At 74.3% G+C, this 15331-nt stretch carries 13 protein-coding genes; 10 read left to right on the forward strand and 3 right to left on the reverse strand.

The features are described from left to right. Window positions 1-215 precede the first annotated feature (215 nt). The 9 genes from BMY88_RS15740 (at window position 216) to BMY88_RS15780 (ending at window position 10858) form a co-directional block, all read left to right on the forward strand. Window positions 216-1166, forward strand: coding sequence for a Rossmann-like and DUF2520 domain-containing protein (locus BMY88_RS15740; protein WP_091945459.1), 951 nt, complete (start codon window positions 216-218; stop codon window positions 1164-1166). After that, complete coding sequence (gene panC / locus BMY88_RS15745; RefSeq protein ID WP_091945462.1) at window positions 1163-2017, forward strand: pantoate--beta-alanine ligase; 855 nt, start codon at window positions 1163-1165, stop codon at window positions 2015-2017. Before BMY88_RS15740 ends, panC begins: the two co-directional genes overlap by 4 nt. Window positions 2018-2025: 8 nt before the next feature. Then, the gene (panD, locus tag BMY88_RS15750) at window positions 2026-2439 is read left to right on the forward strand and encodes an aspartate 1-decarboxylase (protein WP_280138728.1); all 414 of its coding nucleotides are present in this window, start codon (window positions 2026-2028) and stop codon (window positions 2437-2439) included. Continuing rightward, the gene (locus BMY88_RS15755; RefSeq protein WP_091945468.1) at window positions 2436-4118 is read left to right on the forward strand and encodes an L-aspartate oxidase; all 1683 of its coding nucleotides are present in this window, start codon (window positions 2436-2438) and stop codon (window positions 4116-4118) included. The genes panD and BMY88_RS15755 overlap by 4 nt, the downstream gene beginning before the upstream one ends. A 120-nt stretch (window positions 4119-4238) precedes the next feature. After that, window positions 4239-5147 carry a carboxylating nicotinate-nucleotide diphosphorylase gene (nadC, locus tag BMY88_RS15760; protein WP_244524711.1) on the forward strand — a complete coding sequence of 303 codons (909 nt, stop codon included), beginning with the start codon at window positions 4239-4241 and terminating at the stop codon, window positions 5145-5147. Window positions 5148-5150: 3 nt separating this feature from the next. Continuing rightward, complete coding sequence (locus tag BMY88_RS15765) at window positions 5151-5972, forward strand: type III pantothenate kinase (RefSeq protein ID WP_091945471.1); 822 nt, start codon at window positions 5151-5153, stop codon at window positions 5970-5972. 11 nt (window positions 5973-5983) lie between these two features. Then, complete coding sequence (gene lysS, locus BMY88_RS15770) at window positions 5984-7489, forward strand: lysine--tRNA ligase (protein WP_244524712.1); 1506 nt, start codon at window positions 5984-5986, stop codon at window positions 7487-7489. A gap of 155 nt (window positions 7490-7644) precedes the next feature. Then, window positions 7645-7992 carry a histone-like nucleoid-structuring protein Lsr2 gene (locus BMY88_RS15775; protein ID WP_091945477.1) on the forward strand — a complete coding sequence of 116 codons (348 nt, stop codon included), beginning with the start codon at window positions 7645-7647 and terminating at the stop codon, window positions 7990-7992. Between the two features lie 322 nt (window positions 7993-8314). Then, a complete protein-coding gene (locus BMY88_RS15780) occupies window positions 8315-10858 on the forward strand; it encodes an ATP-dependent Clp protease ATP-binding subunit (RefSeq protein WP_091945480.1) in 2544 nt (847 codons plus the stop codon). Window positions 10859-11058: 200 nt separating this feature from the next. Here BMY88_RS15780 and BMY88_RS15785 read toward each other — a convergent pair whose 3' ends face one another. Beyond that, window positions 11059-11973 (reverse strand): HhH-GPD family protein, encoded by a 915-nt coding sequence (locus tag BMY88_RS15785; protein ID WP_091945483.1) that lies wholly within the window; start codon window positions 11971-11973, stop codon window positions 11059-11061. 77 nt (window positions 11974-12050) lie between these two features. Here BMY88_RS15785 and BMY88_RS15790 point away from each other — a divergent pair, with 77 nt between their 5' ends. After that, window positions 12051-12731 carry a MucR family transcriptional regulator gene (locus BMY88_RS15790; protein WP_091945486.1) on the forward strand — a complete coding sequence of 227 codons (681 nt, stop codon included), beginning with the start codon at window positions 12051-12053 and terminating at the stop codon, window positions 12729-12731. A gap of 13 nt (window positions 12732-12744) precedes the next feature. Here the strand turns inward: BMY88_RS15790 and disA are convergent, their stop codons facing one another. Both disA and radA read right to left on the reverse strand, forming a co-directional pair. After that, window positions 12745-13830 (reverse strand): DNA integrity scanning diadenylate cyclase DisA, encoded by a 1086-nt coding sequence (gene disA / locus BMY88_RS15795; RefSeq protein WP_091945489.1) that lies wholly within the window; start codon window positions 13828-13830, stop codon window positions 12745-12747. 79 nt (window positions 13831-13909) lie between these two features. Next, the gene (gene radA / locus BMY88_RS15800) at window positions 13910-15277 is read right to left on the reverse strand and encodes a DNA repair protein RadA (protein WP_091945492.1); all 1368 of its coding nucleotides are present in this window, start codon (window positions 15275-15277) and stop codon (window positions 13910-13912) included. Window positions 15278-15331: the final 54 nt, after the last annotated feature.

The raw sequence follows: 15331 nt of genomic DNA on the forward strand, positions 1-15331 counted from the left end.
CGCCCGTGACCGACCCCACAGCCCCCTGACGTTGCACCGGGCGCGAGCCGGTCACACACTCGCCATCGGCACGACACCCGCGTGACACAGCTGGTCGCAGCGGGGAGCGCGCCACCTGCACCACCCGGCACCACCCCGCACGACCCCGCCGGTCTCCGAAGGGGGAGACCGACCGACGTCCGGTACCCGCACGGGACTGGAACGAGGAGCACCGCATGCCTGCTGCCCGCAGGACCCCGCGCGCCGCCGGACTGCCGTCCGCCGCCAGCGCTCCCGCCCGCCTCCGCGTGGGCGTCATCGGCGCAGGCCGCGTCGGTGCCGTCCTCGGCGCCGCCCTGGCCGCCGCCGGCCACGACGTGGTCGCCGCCTCCGGGCTCTCGGCCGCCTCCGCCGAGCGCGCCGGCCGCCTGCTGCCCGGCGTCCCTCTACTGCCCGCCGACGAGGTCGTCGCCGCCGCGGACCTCGTCGTCCTCGCCGTTCCCGACGACACGCTGGCCGGGCTGGTCGCCGGTCTGGCCGAGACGGGCGCCTGGCGCCCGGGCCAGCTGGCCTTCCACACCTCCGGCGCGCACGGCCTGGCCGTGCTGGAGCCGGCGGCGCGGATCGGCGTCCTGCCGCTGGCGCTGCACCCCGCCATGACCTTCACCGGCGCCCCCGAGGACGCCGAGCGGCTCACCGGCGCCCCGTTCGGGGTGACCAGCGCGCCGGAGTACCGGCCCGTCGCCGAGACCCTGGTGCTGGAGATGGGCGGGGAGCCCTTCTTCGTGGCCGAGGCCGACCGGCGGCTGTACCACGCCGCGCTGGTGACGGGCGCCAACCACCTGGTCACGCTCGTCGCCGAGGCCGCCGACCTGCTGCGGGCGGCCGGGGTCGGGGACCCCTCCCGGGTGCTGGCCCCGCTGCTCACCGCCGCGCTGGACAACGGTCTCCGCCGCGGCGACCGCGGGCTCACCGGCCCGGTCAGCCGGGGCGACGTCGGCACGGTCCGCGATCACCTGGAGACCCTGGCCGAGCGGGCCCCGCAGTCCGTCGCCGCCTACGTGGCGATGGCGACCCGGACCACCGAGCGCGCGCTGGCCGCCGGCCGGCTCAAGCGGCACGAGGGTGCCCCGCTGCTGGACCTGCTGGACGCCGCCCGCTACGGCGACACGGCCGGCTCCCGGTGACGGTCTCCTCCCGTCCGCGCGTCGCCGAGTCGGCCGCGGACCTCGCCGCCCTGCGCGCGCGGCTGCCCGGCCGCGTGGCGCTCGTGCCGACGATGGGGGCCCTGCACGAGGGCCACCGCACGCTCGTGCGCGCTGCCCGCGAGCAGTGCGACGCCGTCGTCGTCTCGGTCTTCGTCAACCCGACCCAGTTCGGCCCCGGCGAGGACTTCGACCGGTATCCGCGCACCTGGGACGCCGACCTGGCCGCGCTGGCCGAGGAGGGCACCGATCTCGTCTTCCACCCCGGCGTCGAGGACGTCTACCGGCCCGGCGCGCTCGGCGTGACCGTCGACCCGGGGCCGCTGGGTGCCGTGCTCGAGGGCGCCGTCCGGCCCGGCCACTTCGCCGGCGTGCTGACCGTCGTCGCCAAGCTCTTCGGCCTGGTCCGGCCGGACGCGGCGTTCTTCGGCGAGAAGGACTACCAGCAGCTGGTGCTCATCCGGGCCATGGCCCGGGAGCTGGTCCTGCCGGTGGAGGTGATCGGCGTGCCGACCGTCCGGGAGGACGACGGGCTGGCACTGTCCTCCCGCAATCGGTACCTGTCGGCGGAACAGCGGGCCACCTCGGCCACGTTGAACCGAGCGCTGCGTGCCGGGGCGGACGCCGGCCCCCGCGGCGCGCAGGCGGTGCTCGCCGCCGCCCGCGAGGTGCTCGCGACCGCGCCCGAGCTCGTGCCCGACTACCTCGAGCTCACCGACCCCGACCTGCGCCCGGCGCCGTCCGCCGGCCCCGCCCGCCTGCTGCTGGCCGCCCGCGCCGACAGCACCCGACTCCTCGACAACGTTCCGGTCACCCTCGGAGGCCCCCGATGATGCGCACGATGCTGAAGTCCAAGATCCACCGGGCCACCGTCACGCAGGCCGACCTGCACTACGTCGGCTCGGTCACCATCGACGAGGACCTCCTCGACGCCGCCGACCTGATCCCCGGCGAGCAGGTCGCCATCGTCGACATCACCAACGGTGCCCGGCTGGAGACCTACGTCATCCCCGGCGAGCGGGGGACCGGCGTCATCGGCATCAACGGCGCCGCCGCGCACCTGGTGCACCCCGGCGACATGGTCATCATGATCAGCTACGGGGTGATGGACGAGACCGAGGCGAAGGCCTACATCCCCAAGGTCGTGCACGTCGACGGCGCGAACCGCATCGTCGAGCTCGGCGGTGACCCCTCGGCCCCGGTCCCGGGCGCGACCGACCAGCGGCGCAGCGACCTCGGCGTCCCGGTTCGGTGACGCTCGCCGCGAGCGGCACCGTCACCGGACTCCCGCTGCGGCTGGCCGCGCCCGACCCGGGCTGGGAGCTGGCCGCCGACGTCTGCGTCGTCGGCTCCGGGATCGCCGGGCTCTGTGTCGCGCTGCACGCCCGCGCGGCCGGGCTGTCGGTCGCCGTCGTCACCAAGGTCGGTGTCGACGACGGGTCGACGCGGTGGGCGCAGGGCGGGATCGCCGCCGTGCTCGACCCCGCGGACAGCGCCGAGGCCCACGCCCTCGACACCGAGATCGCGGGTGTGGGGCTGTGCGAGCCCGACGCCGTCCGCGCGCTGGTGACCGAGGGGCCCCAGCGGCTGGCCCAGCTGATCGGGTGGGGCGCGGCCTTCGACCGCGATCCCGGCGGCCGGCTGCTGCTCACCCGGGAGGGCGGGCACTCCGCCGACCGGATCGTGCACGCCGGCGGCGACGCCACCGGCTCGGAGGTGCAGCGCGCGCTGCACGAGGCGGTGCGCGCGGACCCGGGGGTCACGCTGGTCGAGCACGCGATGGTGCTGGACCTCCTCCGCGACGGCCAGGGCCGCGCCGCCGGCGTCACCCTGCACGTGCTCGGCGAGGGCAGCGCCGACGGCGTGGGCGCCGTGCGCGCCCGCGCGGTCGTGCTCGCCACCGGCGGGATGGGGCAGATCTACGCCGCCACGACCAACCCGTCGGTCTCGACCGGCGACGGCGTGGCGCTCGGCCTGCGCGCCGGAGCCGTGGCCACCGACCTGGAGTTCGTGCAGTTCCACCCCACCGCGCTCTACCTGGGCCCCGACGTCCGCGGGCAGCAGCCGCTGGTCAGCGAGGCGCTGCGCGGCGAGGGCGCGGTGCTGCGCGACGGCACCGGGCAGCGGTTCATGGTCGGCGTGCACCCGCTGGCCGAGCTCGCGCCGCGCGACGTCGTCGCCAAGGCCATCACCCGCGTGCAACTGCGCGACGCCGTCCGGCACGTCTGGCTCGACGCCCGGTCGATCCCGGGCCTGGCCGAGCGCTTCCCGACGATCGTGGCGCGCTGCCGGGAGGCGGGCATCGACCCGCTCACCGACCTGGTGCCGGTCACGCCGGCCGCGCACTACGCCTCCGGCGGCCTGGTCACCGACCTGTCCGGCCGCACGACCGTGCCCGGGCTGTACGCCTGCGGCGAGGTCGCGAGCACCGGCGTGCACGGCGCGAACCGGCTGGCGTCGAACTCCCTGCTGGAGGGCCTGGTCTTCGCCGCACGCATCGGCGCCGAGCTGGCCCGGTCGCTGCCGCTGCCCGCCGCTCCGCTGGCCGGGGCGCCGGCGCTGTCGGGGTTGCTCGACCCGGCCGGCCGCCGGCGGGTCACCGAGACGATGTCGGGATCCGTCGCGGCGCTGCGCTCGGGCGCGGGCCTCGCCGCTGCGGTCACCACCCTGGCGGGCCTCGCGCAGGCGCTGGGGGAGGGCCCCGGCGCCACCCCCGGCGTGGCCAGCTGGGAGGCGACGGACCTGCTGACGGTGGCCGGCGCGGTCACCGCCGCCGCCGCGGCCCGCGAGGAGACGCGCGGTTGCCACTGGCGCGAGGACCACCCCGACACCTCCGACGACTGGCGGGTGCACCTGGACGTGCGGCTGGACAGCATGGGCGAGCTGCACCTGACGCGTCGGGCCGTGGGGACGCCGGTGGTGCTGCCGTGGTGAGCCGTCAGGGGCGTGAGCATCGCAGCGAGGGACGAGCGAGGAGCGGAGCGCCCCGCGTAGGCGAACGGAGGCCGTGGTGAGCCGTCGGTCAGCCCTTTGCGCAGGCGAGCGGGGGGAATCGTGAGCGCGGATCCCCGGTCGCTGGAGGGGACCGGGCTGGAGGAGGCCTGGGTCGACGCGCTCGTCGAGAGCACCCTGGCCGAGGACCTCACCGGCGGCGCGGTCCTGCCGTCGGCCCCCGACCTCGCCGTCGCCTACGACGTCACCAGTGCCGCCACGGTGCAGCCGGGGCAGCTCGGCACGGCCGACCTGGTCGCGCGCGCCGACGGCGTCGTGGCCGGGCTGCCGGTCGCTGCCCGCGTCTTCGCCCGGCTGGCGCCGGGAGCCACGATCACCGCCGGGGCCGCCGACGGCGACCGCGTGCGCCGCGGCGACGTCCTGCTGACCGTCCGGGGCCCGGTGCGGGCCCTGCTGGCCGCCGAGCGCAGCGCGCTGAACATCGCCAGCCGGGCCAGCGGCATCGCCACCGCGACCCGGGCGTGGGCCGACGCCATCGCCGGCACCGGCGCGACCGTGCTCGACACCCGCAAGACGACCCCCGGGCTGCGGCCGCTGGAGAAGTACGCGGTCCGGTGCGGTGGCGGGGCGAACAAGCGGATGGGCCTCTACGACGTCGCGATGGTCAAGGACAACCACGTCGCCGCGGCGGGCTCGGTGGCCGCGGCGGTCGCGGCGGTCCGGGAGCGGGCCCCCCGCGTGCCGGTGCAGGTCGAGGCCGACACCCCCGCGCAGGCGCTGGAGGCGGTCGAGGCCGGCGCGGAGTTCCTGCTCCTGGACAACATGACCCCGGCGCAGCTGCGCGAGGTGGTGGCCGCCGTCGGCGACCGCGCCGAGCTGGAGGCCACCGGCGGGCTGACCCTCGCCGTCGCCCGGGAGGTCGCCGCGACCGGGGTGGACTACCTGTCGGTGGGCGCGCTGACGCACTCCTCGCCGATCCTCGACCTCGCGCTCGACCTGCGGGGGGAGTGAGCGGTGCTGCTGACCGTGGACGTCGGCAACAGCCAGACCGTGCTGGCCACCTTCGACGGCGACCGGCGGGTGGGGTGCTGGCGGGTGACCACCCAGCCGCGGGTCACCGCCGACGAGCTGCGGATGGTGTGGCGGGGCCTGCTGCGCGACACCGAGGTCACCGGGGTCTCCGCCTGCTCGACCGTGCCCGCGCTCCTGCCCGCGCTGCGCGAGCTGCTGGACTCCCTCGAGGTCCCTGTCGTGCTCATCGGGCCCGGCGTGCGCACCGGGGTGCCGCTGCACGTCGACAACCCGCGGGAGGTCGGCGCCGACCGGGTGGTGACCGCGCTGGCCGCGCACGAGTTCTTCGGGCGGGACGGCGACGGGCGGGGGCGGCCGGTCGTCGTCGTGGACTTCGGCACGTCGACCAACGTCGACGCAGTCGGCCCCGAGGGGCAGTTCCTCGGCGGCGCCCTGGCCCCGGGGGTGGAGGTCAGCCTCGACGCGCTCGCCAGCCGGGCGGCGCAGCTGCGCTCGGTGGAGTTGACCGTGCCACCGCAGGCGATCGGCAAGAACACCGTGGCGGCCCTGCAGTCGGGCCTGGTCCTCGGCTTCGCCGGCCTCGTCGACGGGCTGGTCGCCCGGATCTCGGCCGAGCTGGTCGAGCAGTTCGGGACCGCGCCGGCCGTCGTCGCCACCGGGGGCCTGGCGCCGCTGGTGGCCGACAGCTGCCGGACGGTCTCCGAGCGCGAGCCGGACCTGACGGTGCACGGGCTGCGGCTGGCGTTCGAGCGCTCCCAGGCGGTGCACCGTTCCCCGTCCGGGCGCCGTCCGGCCGCACCGTAGGCTGACGCTCCGTGAGCGAGGAACCGCCTGGTCCGGCCGACGACGAACTCCCGGAGCAGATGCGGGTCCGCCGGGCCAAGCTGGACCGGCTGCGCGAGGCCGGCGTCGACCCCTATCCGGTGGAGGTCGGCCGGACGACGACCCTGGCCGACGTCCGCGCCGCTCACCCCGACCTCGAGCCGGACACCATGACCGGCGCCACCGCCGGGATCACCGGCCGCGTCATCTTCTCGCGCAACACCGGCAAGCTCTGCTTCGCGACGCTGCGCGAGGGGGACGCCGAACTGCAGGTGATGCTCTCCCGCGACCGGGTGGGCGAGGAGGCGCTGGCGGCCTGGAAGGCCGACGTCGACCTCGGTGACCAGGTGCTGGTGAACGGCGAGGTGGGCACCTCGCGTCGCGGCGAGCTGTCGGTCTTCGCCGACTCCTGGCAGCTGACGGCGAAGGCGCTGCGGCCGCTGCCCGTCGCGCACAAGCCGATGAGCGAGGAACTGCGCGTCCGCCGTCGCTACGTGGACCTGATCGTGCGCGACGAGGCCCGCCGCACCGTTCGCCAGCGCGCCGCGGTGAACGCGACGTTGCGGGCCGGCCTCACGTCGCGCGGTTTCCTCGAGGTCGAGACGCCGATGCTCCAGACCGTGCACGGCGGCGCCTCGGCCCGGCCGTTCCGCACGCACATGAACGCGTTCGACCTCGATCTGTACCTGCGGATCGCGCCCGAGCTGTTCCTCAAGCGCTGCATCGTCGGCGGGCTGGACCGCGTGTTCGAGATCAATCGCAACTTCCGCAACGAGGGCGCTGACAGCTCGCACTCGCCGGAGTTCGCGATGCTCGAGTACTACGCGGCCTACATGGATTACTCCGGCGTCGCCGACATGACGCGCGAACTGATCCAGGAGTGCTGCGCGGCGCTGTTCGGCGACCACGTCGCGCGCCACCACGACGGCACCGAGATCGACCTCTCCGGCGAGTGGACGCAGGTACGGCTCTACGACCTCGTCTCCGCGGCGGTGGGGGAGGAGGTCACCCCGCAGACGCCGGCCGATCACCTCCGGGCGCTGGCCGCGCGGCACGAGATCGGCGTCGATCCGGCGTGGCTGCCGGGCAAGGTCGTCGAGGAACTGTTCGAGGCGCTGGTCCAGCACGACCTGCAGGCGCCGACGTTCGTCCTGGACTACCCGGTCGACACCTCACCGCTGACGCGGGCGCACCGGTCGGTGCCGGGCCTGGCCGAGAAGTGGGACCTCTACATCGGCGGGATCGAGCGGGCGACCGGCTACTCGGAGCTGGTCGACCCCGTCGTCCAGCGGGAGCGCTTCACCCAGCAGGCGCTGCTGGCCGCCGCGGGCGACCCCGAGGCCATGGCGCTGGACGAGGACTTCCTCGAGGCGCTGGAGTACGGCATGCCCCCGACCGGCGGAGTGGGAATGGGGCTGGACCGGCTCATGATGACGCTGACCGGACTCGGCATCCGCGAGACCATCCTCTTCCCGCTCGTCCGGCCGATTACGTCCTGATTTCCGAGAACGCACGTATCCGTTCTCACCTGCATTAGCGACCGCGCGCATTCGAGTCCGCGAATGGTCGGAAGATGTGGTGTAATCGTTTCCGTCGCCGACGGTGATGCACCCATCCGATCACGGGGCTGGGAAAACAGAAGTGGGGAATGTGAATGGCGCGCAAGGTGCAGGTCATCCTGAGTGACGACCTCGACGAGAACCTCCCCGCCGACGAGACGGTGAGTTTCTCCCTCGACGGCACGAGTTACGAGATCGACCTGTCGGAGAAGAACGCCGGCGACATGCGCGATGCGTTCTCGCGGTACGTGCAGGCGGCCCGCAAGGTGGGGCGCGGCAGTGGCCGGGCCTCCGGCGGCGGCCGCTCCCGGGCGACCGGCGGCCGGATGGACCGCGAGCAGGCCGGCGCGATCCGCGACTGGGCCCGCAAGAACGGGCACGCGGTGAGCGACCGCGGCCGCATCCCGGCCAGCGTGGTCGAGGCCTACGAGGCCGCGCACTAGCGAAAGGACCTCTCGCCGCCCACCCCTTGCTCCGCTCGGGGTGGGGCAGGTAGGTCCGTCGACGGCCCGGCTCCCTTCGGGGGGCCGGGCCGTCGTCGTCTCCGCGTCCGCTCACGGCGTAACAGGAGCGGAACACCGTCCCGTCAGCATCAGTTGGACCGGACAACTCCTCCTCCCCACCCTCGGCCGTGTGCCGACGGGGAGTCGGAGTCCGCGACTACAGTGGAAAGACCGGTGCCCCGCGCGCCGACGGACGTCGGGTGCTCCTCCCCACAGACGGGGAGGGCGGTGCCGGACCAGCCGGTCGAAGGAGAAGCAGCAGATGTTCGAACGGTTCACCGACCGAGCCCGCCGCGTGGTCGTCCTGGCCCAAGAAGAGGCCAGGATGCTCAACCACAACTACATCGGCACCGAGCACATCCTCCTGGGCCTGATCCACGAGGGTGAGGGCGTTGCCGCCAAGGCCCTCGAGTCTCTCGGCATCTCGCTGGAGGGTGTCCGGCAGCAGGTGGAGGAGATCATCGGCCAGGGCCAGCAGGCCCCGTCCGGTCACATCCCCTTCACCCCGCGCGCCAAGAAGGTGCTCGAGCTGTCCCTGCGCGAGGCGCTGCAGCTCGGCCACAACTACATCGGCACCGAGCACATCCTGCTCGGCCTGATCCGCGAGGGCGAGGGCGTCGCCGCCCAGGTGCTCGTGAAGCTGGGCGCCGACCTCAACCGCGTCCGCCAGCAGGTCATCCAGCTGCTCTCCGGCTACCAGGGCAAGGAGCCGGCCGCGGCCGGCGGGCCCGCCGAGGGCACGCCGTCGACCTCGCTGGTGCTCGACCAGTTCGGCCGCAACCTCACCCAGGCCGCCCGCGACTCCAAGCTCGACCCGGTGATCGGGCGGGCCAAGGAGATCGAGCGGGTCATGCAGGTGCTGTCCCGCCGCACGAAGAACAACCCCGTCCTCATCGGGGAGCCCGGCGTGGGCAAGACCGCCGTCGTCGAGGGCCTGGCCCAGGCGATCGTCAAGGGCGAGGTCCCCGAGACGCTGAAGGACAAGCAGCTCTACACGCTGGACCTCGGCGCCCTGGTGGCGGGCAGCCGCTACCGCGGTGACTTCGAGGAGCGGCTCAAGAAGGTCCTCAAGGAGATCCGCACCCGCGGCGACATCATCCTGTTCATCGACGAGATCCACACCCTCGTCGGGGCCGGTGCCGCGGAGGGCGCGATCGACGCCGCCAGCATCCTCAAGCCGATGCTGGCCCGCGGTGAGCTGCAGACCATCGGCGCGACCACGCTCGACGAGTACCGCAAGCACCTGGAGAAGGACGCCGCGCTCGAGCGGCGGTTCCAGCCCATCCAGGTCGGCGAGCCGACGCTGCAGCACACCATCGAGATCCTCAAGGGCCTGCGCGACCGCTACGAGGCGCACCACCGGATCAGCATCACCGACGGCGCCCTGGTCGCCGCCGCGACGCTGGCCGACCGGTACATCTCCGACCGCTTCCTGCCGGACAAGGCGATCGACCTGATCGACGAGGCCGGCGCCCGGATGCGGATCAAGCGGATGACCGCCCCGCCGGACCTGCGCGAGTTCGACGACAAGATCGCGGGCGTTCGCCGCGAGAAGGAGTCGGCGATCGACGCGCAGGACTTCGAGAAGGCGGCGTCGCTGCGCGACAAGGAGAAGACCCTCCTCGCCGAGAAGGCCGAGCGCGAGAAGCAGTGGAAGGCCGGCGACATGGACGTCGTCGCCGAGGTCGACGACGAGCAGATCGCCGAGGTCCTCGCCAACTGGACCGGCATCCCCGTGTTCAAGCTGACCGAGGAGGAGACCTCCCGGCTGCTCCGCATGGAGGACGAGCTCCACAAGCGGATCATCGGCCAGGAAGAGGCCATCAAGAGCGTCAGCCAGGCGATCCGGCGCACCCGCGCGGGCCTCAAGGACCCGCGCCGCCCCGGTGGCTCGTTCATCTTCGCCGGCCCCTCGGGCGTCGGTAAGACCGAGCTCGCCAAGGCGCTGGCCAACTTCCTGTTCGGCGAGGACGACGCGCTCATCCAGATCGACATGGGCGAGTTCCACGACCGCTTCACGGTCTCCCGCCTCGTCGGTGCGCCTCCCGGCTACGTCGGTTACGACGAGGGTGGACAGCTCACCGAGAAGGTGCGGCGCAAGCCGTTCTCGGTGGTCCTCTTCGACGAGATCGAGAAGGCGCACGCGGACGTGTTCAACACGCTCCTGCAGGTGCTGGAGGACGGTCGGCTCACCGACGGTCAGGGCCGGATCGTGGACTTCAAGAACACGATCCTGATCCTCACGACCAACCTCGGTACGCGGGACATCTCCAAGGCGGTCGGCCTCGGCTTCCAGGCCGGGAACGACTCGACGAGCAACTACGAGCGGATGAAGCTCAAGGTCAACGAGGAGCTCAAGCAGCACTTCCGGCCCGAGTTCCTCAACCGCATCGACGACATCGTCGTGTTCCACCAGCTGACCGAGAACGAGATCATCACGATCGTCGACCTCATGGTCGCCCGGGTCGAGGGTCAGCTGGCGAACAAGGACATGGCTCTGGAGATCACGCCGGCGGCGAAGAAGCTGCTCGCCGCCCGTGGCTTCGACCCGGTGCTGGGTGCCCGGCCGCTGCGCCGCACCATCCAGCGCGAGATCGAGGACGCGCTGAGCGAGAAGATCCTCTACGGCGAACTGACCGCGGGTCAGATCATCGTGGTGGACGTCGACGACGCCGAGGGCCCGGCGCAGAAGTTCACCTTCCGCGGCGAGGCCAAGCCGATCGACCTGCCCGACACCCCGCCGGTGGCGCTCTCGGGCGCCGACGGCGAGGAGGGCGAGGGCCCGAGCCTCAAGAAGGCCGAGTAGCAGAAGGACCCTCTGCCCCCGCCGCTCGCGAGTCCGCGGCGGGACCGGGCAGCGGCCTGACAGGGGCCGCTCCGTCCACTCCGGTGGGCGGGGCGGCCCCTGTCGTCGTCCCCGAGCCCCTCCGTGATCCCCCGGACCCCTCGGTGATCATCGGCAGCTGGCTGCCCGCGTCGGCGTGGCTCGCGACCACCTGCCGATGATCAACCGGCGGGCAGGCGGAACCGGCCGTCGGGCAGCTGCTCGACCAGCCCGTCGACCAGCAGCGAGTCCAGGCACCGGCTCCGCTGCGCGGCGTCGTCCCAAGCGGGTTCCAGGGCCGCTGCGGGCACGGGCCCCGGAGCGGCCCGCAGGACGTCGAGCAGCCGACCGCGGACCTGCCGGTCGGTCCCCGCGAACCGCTGCACCCGCTTGGGGGGCCCATCGGACGCGGGGCTGCCCGCCAGCCGCCAGGCGCAGGACAGCCGCACCGGGCAGGCCCCGCAGCGCGGCGTGCGGGCCACGCAGACGAGTGCCCCGAGCTCCATGACCGCGACCGAGAATCGGACCGCCCGGTCGGGGTCGGCGGGGGTGAGCGCGGCGACGTCGGTGAGGTCCGCGGCCCGCGCCGGCAGCGCCTCCGCGCGCCCGTGCACCAGGCGGGCCACGACCCGGCGCACGTTGGTGTCCACGACCGGCTGCACCTGCCCGTGACCGAAGCAGGCCACGGCGCGGGCGGTGTACGTGCCCACGCCGGGCAGGGCCTCCAGGGCGGGGACCTCGTCGGGTACCCGGCCGCCGTGGCGCTCCACGAGGGCGACAGCGGTCTCGCGCAGCCGGAGGGCCCGCCGGGGGTAGCCGAGCTTGCCCCAGGCCCGGATCACCTCGGCCGGCGAGGCGGCCGCCAGGGCCGCCGGCGTGGCCCAGCGCGCCAGCCACTCGCGCCAGACCGGCTCCACGCGGACGACCGGGGTCTGCTGGAGCATCACCTCGCTGACCAGCACCGCCCACGGGTCGGTGTCCGGTCGCCGCCAGGGCAGGTCGCGGGCGGCGCCGGCGTACCAGTCGACGAGCGCCTCGCCGAGGGCGGGGCCGGTGCTCCCCGGCGGTACCGGCGGCGACGGAGCGGTGCTGTCCACGGGGGTCCAGTGTGCCGTCCGCGAGACCCGGCGTGCCGGACCCGGCCGCCTCGCGGCGCCGCACTACGGTTCTCGACGTGCTGCACCCGGTCGGGCCCCTCTCCGCCGCCGTCTACTGGCGGCGTCGGCTGATGGTGCTCGCCCTCCTGCTCGCCGTCGTCGGCGGCGGAGGGTGGCTCGGGATCGCCCTGCTCACCGGCGGCTCGGGCGGCTCCGGGGACCCGGGCGGAAGCGCGTCCGCCAGCACGTCGACCGCGCCCGGAACCCCGGCCCTGGAGCGCGTCGTCCCGTCGCTGGCGAGCGTGCAGACGCCCACGGCGCCGGCGACCCCGACGGCCGAGCCGCCGCCCCCCGCGGGCCCCCAGCCGGGCGATCCGTGCGGTGACGACATGATCGGCATCGAGGTCCGCGCGCCGGGCGGGGTCTCCCAGGGCAGCGCGCCCACGCTCGAGCTCGTCGTCGCCAACATCTCCTCGGTGCCCTGCGTGCGGACCCTCGACCTGGAGCTGCAGGAAATCGTTCTGCTGGACGGCCAGGGCACCCGGCTGTGGGGCAGCAACGACTGCCAGCCCGAGTCCAGCGACGACGTCCGCACGCTCGCCCCCGGCGAGCAGGTGGTGTTCCCGCTGGTGTGGAGCGGGCTCTCCAGCGAGCCGGCCTGCGCCGAGGAGCGGACGGCGGTCCAGCCGGGTCAGTACGTGCTTCGCGGCCGGCTCGACACCAAGGTCAGCGGGGACACGCCCCTCACCGTGCAGTGACCCCGGCGGAGGGTCAGCTGTAGCGGTCGAGGATCGACGTCTCGGCCAGCCGGGACAGGCCCTCGCGGATACCGCGGGCCCGGGCCTTGCCGACGCCCTCCACGGCGAGCAGGTCCTCGATGGTGGCGGCCAGCAGCTTCTGCAGCCCGCCGAAGTGGTCGACCAGCCGGTCGATGATGCCCGCGGGCAGGCGGGGCACCCGGGCCAGCAGCCGGTAGCCGCGGGGGCTGACCGGGGAGTCCAGCGCCTCGGCCGAGGTGGGCAGGCCGTAGCACCGCGCGACGGCGGAGAGGTCGAGCAGCTCGGTGGCCGACAGTGCCCGCAGGTCGGTGAGCACGTGCTCGGTGCTGCGGGTCCGGCGGCCGTTGCCCGGCAGGTAGTCCTGCACCAGGAGCCCGCGGTCCTCCTCGACGCCGGCGAGCATCTCGTCCAGCTGCAGCGCGAGGAGGCGGCCGTCGGTGCCGAGCTCCACGACGAAGCCCTCGATCTCGTCGGCGATCCGGCGCACCATCTCCAGCCGCTGGCTCACGCTCATCGCATCGCGGACGGTCACCAGGTCCTCGATCTCCAGCGCCGACAGCGTGCTGGCGACCTCGTCGAGGCGGAGCTTGTAGCGCTCCAGCGCGGCCAGGGCCTGGTTCGCCCGGGCGAGGATCGTGGTCGGGTGCTCGAGGGTGTACCGACGGCCGGTCACGTAGACGCTGATGATGTGCATCGACTGGCTGACCGAGATGACCGGGAAGCCGGTCTGGATGGCGACCCGCTCGGCGGTGCGGTGCCGGGTGCCCGACTCCTCGGTCGGCACGGTCGGGTCCGGCATGAGGTGGACGCCGGCCCGCACGATCCGCAGCCCGTCGTAGGAGACGATGACCGCGCCGTCCATCTTGGCGAGCTCGCGCAGCCGGGTGGCGGAGAGGGCCACGTCCAGGGCGAACCCGCCGGTGCAGATGGACTCCACGACCCGGTCGTAGCCCAGCACGATGAGGGCACCGGTGCGTCCGGCCAGGATCCGCTCCAGGCCGTCACGCAGCGCCGTCCCGGGCGCGATGCGGCCGAGGAGATCGCGTAGCGCGGCCTCGGAGTCCACAGCGGGGGGCACGAGCGCTCCTGACGGTCGACGTGGTGCGGCGGCTGAGTCTACGTGGGAGGCAACGGTACTGGTGCGGCTCGTTCGGTGGTCACGTGAGCCGGGCGAGCGCCGCCCCGAGGTCGGGCACCTCGATCAACCGCATGCCCTTCGGGGCCTGGCCGGCGTCCTCGGGGACGAGCGCTACCCGGTAACCCTGCCGCGCAGCCTCCGCCAGCCGCCGGCCCGTACCGCCCACCCGCCGGATCTCCCCGGACAGGCCCACCTCGCCGACGGCGATCATCCCGGCCGGCAGGGGCATGTCGCGCGCGGCCGACGCGATGGCCAGGGCCAGGGCGAGGTCGGCCGCGGGCTCGGTGATCTTCACCCCGCCGACGGAGGCGGCGAAGACGTCGGCCTCGGCCAGCCGCACGCCGCCGCGGCGCTCCAGGACGGCGTTGACCATGGCCACCCGCTGGGCGTCCAGCCCGCTCACCGCCCGTCGCGGTGACCCGCCCCCGCCGCTCGGCGCGACCAGCGCCTGCACCTCGGCCAGCAGCGGCCGGCTGCCCTCCATGGTGACGGTGACGCAACTGCCGGGCACCGGCGCGGACCGCCGCGAGACGAACAGGTGCGAGGGGTCGGGCACGCCGACCACCCCGGCGTCGCCGATCTCGAAGCAGCCGATCTCGTCGGCCGGGCCGAACCGGTTCTTGGTGGCGCGGACCAGTCGCAGCGTGGAGTGCCGCTCCCCGTCGAAGGAGATGACGACGTCGACCAGGTGCTCCAGGGTGCGCGGGCCGGCGATCGCGCCGTCCTTGGTCACGTGGCCGACGAGGATCGTGGTCATCCCGCGGCTCTTGGCCACCGCGGAGAGCGCGCTGGCGACCGCGCGCACCTGGGTCGCGCCGCCGTCCGTGCCGTCGACGGCGGGGGAGCGGACCGTCTGGACGCTGTCGAGGACCAGCAGCGTCGGCTGCACCTGCTCGACGTGCGCCAGCACGGCCGACAGCTCGGTCTCGGCGGCCAGGTACAGCTGGTCGTGGAGTGCGCCGATCCGTTCGGCGCGCAGGCGGACCTGGCCGGCCGACTCCTCGCCGGAGACCACCAGGGCGGGGCCGTTGGACTCCGCCACGCGGTGCGCGACCTCGAGCAGCAGCGTCGACTTGCCCACGCCCGGCTCGCCGGCCACCAGCAGCACGGCGCCGGGCACCAGCCCGCCGCCGAGCACCCGGTCGAACTCGGGGATGCCCGTCGGGACGGCGCGCGCCCCGCTCAGCTCGACCTGCGCGATGGGGCGCGCGGGAGCGGTCACCGCCCCCGCGCTGACGGCCCGCAGGCCGCCGGCGGGGACGGTGCCGACCTCGCTCAGGGAGCCCCACGCCTGGCACTCGGGGCAGCGCCCCACCCATTTCGCCGAGGCGTAGCCGCACTCGGTGCAGCGGTGGGCGGGGCGGGCGGTCCGGGCGGCAGGAGGCACGACCGGACGCTAACCGGGGGGTGCGACCGTTCCCGGGAGGGCGCGGTCGCACCG

Source organism: Trujillonella endophytica (genome assembly GCF_900110555.1).
In the GTDB taxonomy this organism is placed as follows: Bacteria; Actinomycetota; Actinomycetes; order Mycobacteriales; family Geodermatophilaceae; genus Trujillonella; species Trujillonella endophytica.